Source organism: Paracoccus sp. FO-3, assembly GCF_006386455.1.
Taxonomy (GTDB): domain Bacteria; phylum Pseudomonadota; class Alphaproteobacteria; order Rhodobacterales; family Rhodobacteraceae; genus Paracoccus; species Paracoccus versutus.
In genome coordinates this window covers 1-4,474 of the sequence record NZ_VCBQ01000191.1, presented here as the reverse complement: position 1 = coordinate 4,474, position 4,474 = coordinate 1, and the positions used below count along the sequence as shown (strand labels likewise).

At 71.2% G+C, this 4,474-nt stretch carries 2 protein-coding genes; both read right to left on the bottom strand.

All coding sequences use genetic code 11. The features are described 5' to 3' along the window. Positions 1-299: 299 nt before the first annotated feature. The gene (locus tag FE811_RS25915) at positions 300-3,080 is read right to left on the bottom strand and encodes a patatin-like protein (protein WP_116223128.1); all 2,781 of its coding nucleotides are present in this window, start codon (positions 3,078-3,080) and stop codon (positions 300-302) included. A gap of 188 nt (positions 3,081-3,268) precedes the next feature. After that, entirely contained in the window at positions 3,269-4,423 is a 1,155-nt protein-coding gene (locus FE811_RS25910; RefSeq protein ID WP_116223129.1) for an iron-containing alcohol dehydrogenase, read from the bottom strand. Positions 4,424-4,474: the final 51 nt, after the last annotated feature.

The following is a 4,474-nucleotide window of genomic DNA, read 5'->3' as shown; positions in this document are numbered from 1 at the left end:
CCAGAACAACCGCAAGCCCGGGCACCACACCGTGCCCAGACCGCAGCCGGCNTGATCCTTGCACCCATAAGCCATTCTCCTTGCAATGTCCGCAGCCCGCCCCAAAGCAAAAGCCCGGCGCCCACACGCGCGCGGATAGCGCAGGCGCCGACATGCGCAAGCCCGGTTCATGGCGGACCTGCCCGTCCCGGTTTCGCCTCTATCCCCCTTGACGCCTTTTTCCAACCGCGCGACGCAAAGCCCGGGCGTTATTGCGACAAGGCGAGGTCGGTTTGCGACGGGGGCCGTCGCGGGCTGCGTCAGCCGAACAGGCGATCTGCGACAGTCGCCAGCCCCACCCCCATCAGCGCCAGCGCGACGAGGATCGCCGGCCAGCGCAGCGCCCGCGGCAGGCTGTCGCGGCCGCGCAGCCAGCGGCCGAAGCCGTAGAGCAGAAGCCAGGCCGCGACCGCGACCGCCAGCAGCAGCCAGCCGATCCGGGCCGCCGCCGGCCCCAGCCAGGGCGAAAGCAGCACCACCAGACCCCCCGCCAGCATGGCCAGGAACAGCATCTTGTCCGCCAGCATCCGCCAGTAGCTGCCGGGCATGGCGAAACGCGCAAAGCCAGAGATCAGCCCGCCCCCGGCCCGCAGCGCCGTGGCCGCCCGGCTGCCGAAAAGACGCAGGATGCCGTCGTCGGGCAGGTCGTCGATCATGCGCGACAGGATCGCCATGCTGCGGCTGCTCCAGCCCGCGATCTCGGGCGGGCGCGGGCCGATGGGCTTGAGATCCTTGTAATGTGCGCCAAAACGCCGCAGGTCCAGCTCGGCCGCGTCCTTGACCCCCAGCGCCTGGGCGGCCGTCTCCTCGAAGGCGTCCTCGTCGATGCGGGCATCGCGCAGCTTGGCCTTGAGCAGCGCCAGCCGCCGGGCCTGGCCCGCCTCTTCGCCATATTCCTCGCGCAGGATCTGGTTCTGCATCTCTTGCACCCAGACGCTGCGCTCGGCCTCGGGGCGGTCGGACATCAGCGCGGCGACGATGCGCTCGGCCCCGTCCAGCCGGCCCCAGAGGATGTCATGCTCGCGCCAGTCGCGGTTCAGGAAACCGCCAAAGGCACCGACGGCGATGCCCGCCAGCTTGCCGGGCCGCGGGTTCAGCCCGCTGTCGGCGGGGCTGACGCGGAACACCTCGACCTGCGAATGCTCCTGAAGCTCGGACCCTTCGAGGAAGGGATAGGTCATCACGTCATGCCAGTGAAAATCGTCATAGACATCCAGCAGCGGCTGCAATTCGGGCGCGGCCAGCTCCGCGCGGATGCGGGCGCTGCTGGCGTCGAAGGCGGCGCGCATGTCCTGCCCCAGCCGCGCCAGCGCCTTGTCCACCAGCGCCTTGATCTCCGTGCTGCGATAGATCTCGCGCGCCTTGCGATAGCGCTGGTCGAGCGTGGCAAGCTTCATCACCGCGCTGTATTCGGCCGAGATCAGCCCATCCAGCCGGCCGATCTCGGCGCCGGCCAGCAGGGCCTGGGCCTGGCTGCTGGCGGGGCGGGCCAGGCGGCGCAATTCGGCCAGCTCCTGCTCGATCCGGTCGCGCAGGGACGCCAGAAGGTCGGGCGGCAGGTGCAGCGCCACCTCCTCGCCCTGGATGCGTTCGCGCCGGTCCAGCGCCTCGTCGAGATGGGCGCGCAGGTGGATCAGCCGCCGCAGCCGGAAATCCAGGTCATGGCGGGACAGGAAGGCGTTCTCGGTCTCGCGCCCCTCGGCGTGATAGGCGCTGAAATTGTCGTCGCGCCAGGCACGCAGGATCTGGCGCAGATACAGCGCCACGTCCGAATCCGGCGGGTGTCCCGCCAGCCCCGCCACGATCCCCGACAGCCCGTCGGTGGTGCCATAGACCCGCAGGTGGTGATAAAGCGGGTAGTTCTGCGGGTATTGATAGGCGCCGGTCATCAGGTCGGCCAGGTCCATGCGATCCAGATCGGCCGGCTTGCGCCTTTGGCGCATCTCGCGCCCGGCGGCCTCGACCCGGTTCTGGTCCTCGCGCCAGCGGACCTGCAAGGCGCCCAGCCGTTCCAGCCGCCGGTTCATGCGGGCGATGGCGCGGATGTCGTCGCGGATCACCTCGTAGCGCGGCAGGCCGGTCAGCGCCAGCTGGGCGTTTTGCAGGAAATCCACCGGCCGGGGCGGCTGGCCGGGCGGGGGCGGCGCCTCGGGGAAGGGGTCGATGAACAGAAGCTTGCGCTCGCCCGGCAGGGTGGTCGGGCGCGAGGGGATCAGCCCGGTCGCATAGCTGAAGGGCCGGTTGTCCAGATAGCCGCCATCGGCGAACAGCCGGCCGGCATAATCCGGGTCGTGGTCGAAGAACCGGGCAAAGCCCGCATCCTGCGCCGCGGCCGGCATGTCGGCAAAGCGCATCGGCGGAAAGGCCACAGGAAAGGACGAGGTGCAGCGCGCGGCAAAGGCCAGCATGGCCTCGTTTCCGGGGCCGAAATCGTTGCGCCCCGCCCCGTCATAGGCAAAGTGGAACACCTTGCGGTGGACCCTTTCGTCCAGCCGCGCGCCGGTCAGGTGGATCGGCGCCTGCCGGCCGTGCAGGTCGGTGGCGGTGACGAACAGGTCCACCGTCTCGGCCAGCGGCCTGCCGTCGCCGGTCAGCCGGGCCAGCGTGTCGTGCAGCACCCGGAACATATGGCCGCCGTCCAGCAGCGATTCGGTCGGGCGCAGGCGGCCGGCGATGCCTTGGCGGTCGTTGAGCAGCTGGCCGATGTCGGCCTTTTCCGTCCATGCCTCGCGCAGGATGTCGATGTCGCGCGCGCCCGCGACCAGCGCCTTGGCCAGCGCCACGCCGTTGATCCCGCCCGCCGAGGTGCCCGAGATGATGTCGATCACGAAGCGCTTGCGTCCGCCGCGCGGGCCGGCCAGTTCGCGCGACAGCCGGCGATAGATCAGCTCGCCCGGCGACAGCGCCTCGTCCGGCAGGTCCGAGCTGCCGCGCACCATGCGCAGCAGTTCCTGCGCGATGCCGTTCATGTAGATCGCCAGCGAGACGCCGCCGTAAAGGACGACCGCGAAGCGCACCTCACCCGTAGCCCGTTCGACCATTCCGCCCCCCAATACCGCCCGGCTGGCAGGTGACAAGAACCGTTCCGTTTCAGAACGGTAAGCGCAATCGCCCGAATTGTCTCGCGGGAATTGCAACCGTCAGTCGAGCGGCGGATCGCAAGGCGTCGCGGGCGGCATCATGCGCGGGTCCATGCCAGGCGCGCCGGAACCGGCCCATGGCCCGCCCCTCAGCCAGCCTCGCGCAAGACCTCGCACAGCTGCGGCACCGAGGGGGCGAAGGGATTGCCCTTCATCGAGGAGCTGCTGAGCGAGGCTTCGGCCACCGCCCGATGCCGGGCCGCATCCAGCCCCTGCGCGCCCAGTCCCGGCAGGCCGGCATCGCGCGCCCAGCGGGCCAGCCCCTGCGGCGCCTCGGCCGCATCGCCGCCGAATGCGCCGGCAATCTCGGTGCAGACCTCGTGGATGCGGGCGGGATCGGGGCTGTGGGCGCGGTTCATCGCCAGCACCGGCCCCAGCAGCGCGCCGCAGATCGCGCCATGCGCGGCGGGCGTCACGCCGCCGATCACGCCGGCAAGGCCGTGGACCGCGCCCAGCCCGCCATTCGCCAGCGCCATCCCGCCGCAAAGGCTGACCCAGGCCATGATGTCGCGCGCCGCCGCATCCTCGGCCTCCATCAGCCGCTTCAGCGCGCGCAGGCCCGGCGGGATCGCGGGGCGCACCAGCGCATCGGTGAAGGGCGTGGCCTTGCAGGACAGGTAGGGCTCGATCACCTGCGCCAGCGCGTCGAGGCCCGAAGCCAGCGTCACCGCACGCGGGCAATGGTCGGTCAGCGCCGGATCGACGATGGCCAGGCGCGGCAACATGCGCTCGTCCCGGATCGAGACCTTGCGGCCATGTTCCGGCAGGCCGATCACCGCGTTCCGCGTCGCCTCGGCCCCGGTGCCGGCGGTGGTCGGCAGCGCGACAAAGGGCAAGGGCGGCGCGGCCAGCGGCAAGCCGCGGCCCACGACCTCCAGGTGATCCATGATCCCGCCCGGCGCCGGGATCAGCGCCGCCAGCGCCTTGCCCAGGTCCAGCGCCGCGCCGCCGCCCAGTGCCGCGACCCAATCGGCTTGGTGGCCCTTCCAATCGGCTTGGTGGCCCTTGGCCCCGGCCAGCGCCGCCTCCAGCATCGGCAGGGTCGGCTCGGCACCGCAGGCGACGGCCATAACCTCGGCGCCCTCGGCACGCAGCGCGTCGAGCAGCCAGGCGGCACGGGCGGGGTTCGCGCCATGCACCAGCACGCCGCGCGGCCCATGCGCGCGGATCAGCGCCGGGGCCTTCCGCGCCTCGCCGCGGCCAAAGACCACCCGGCCCGGCAGGGCAAAGGAAAACGCGCTCATGCCACCTCCATCGTCGCCCTGACGGCGGTTTTCCACCTTGCGTATCGGGCC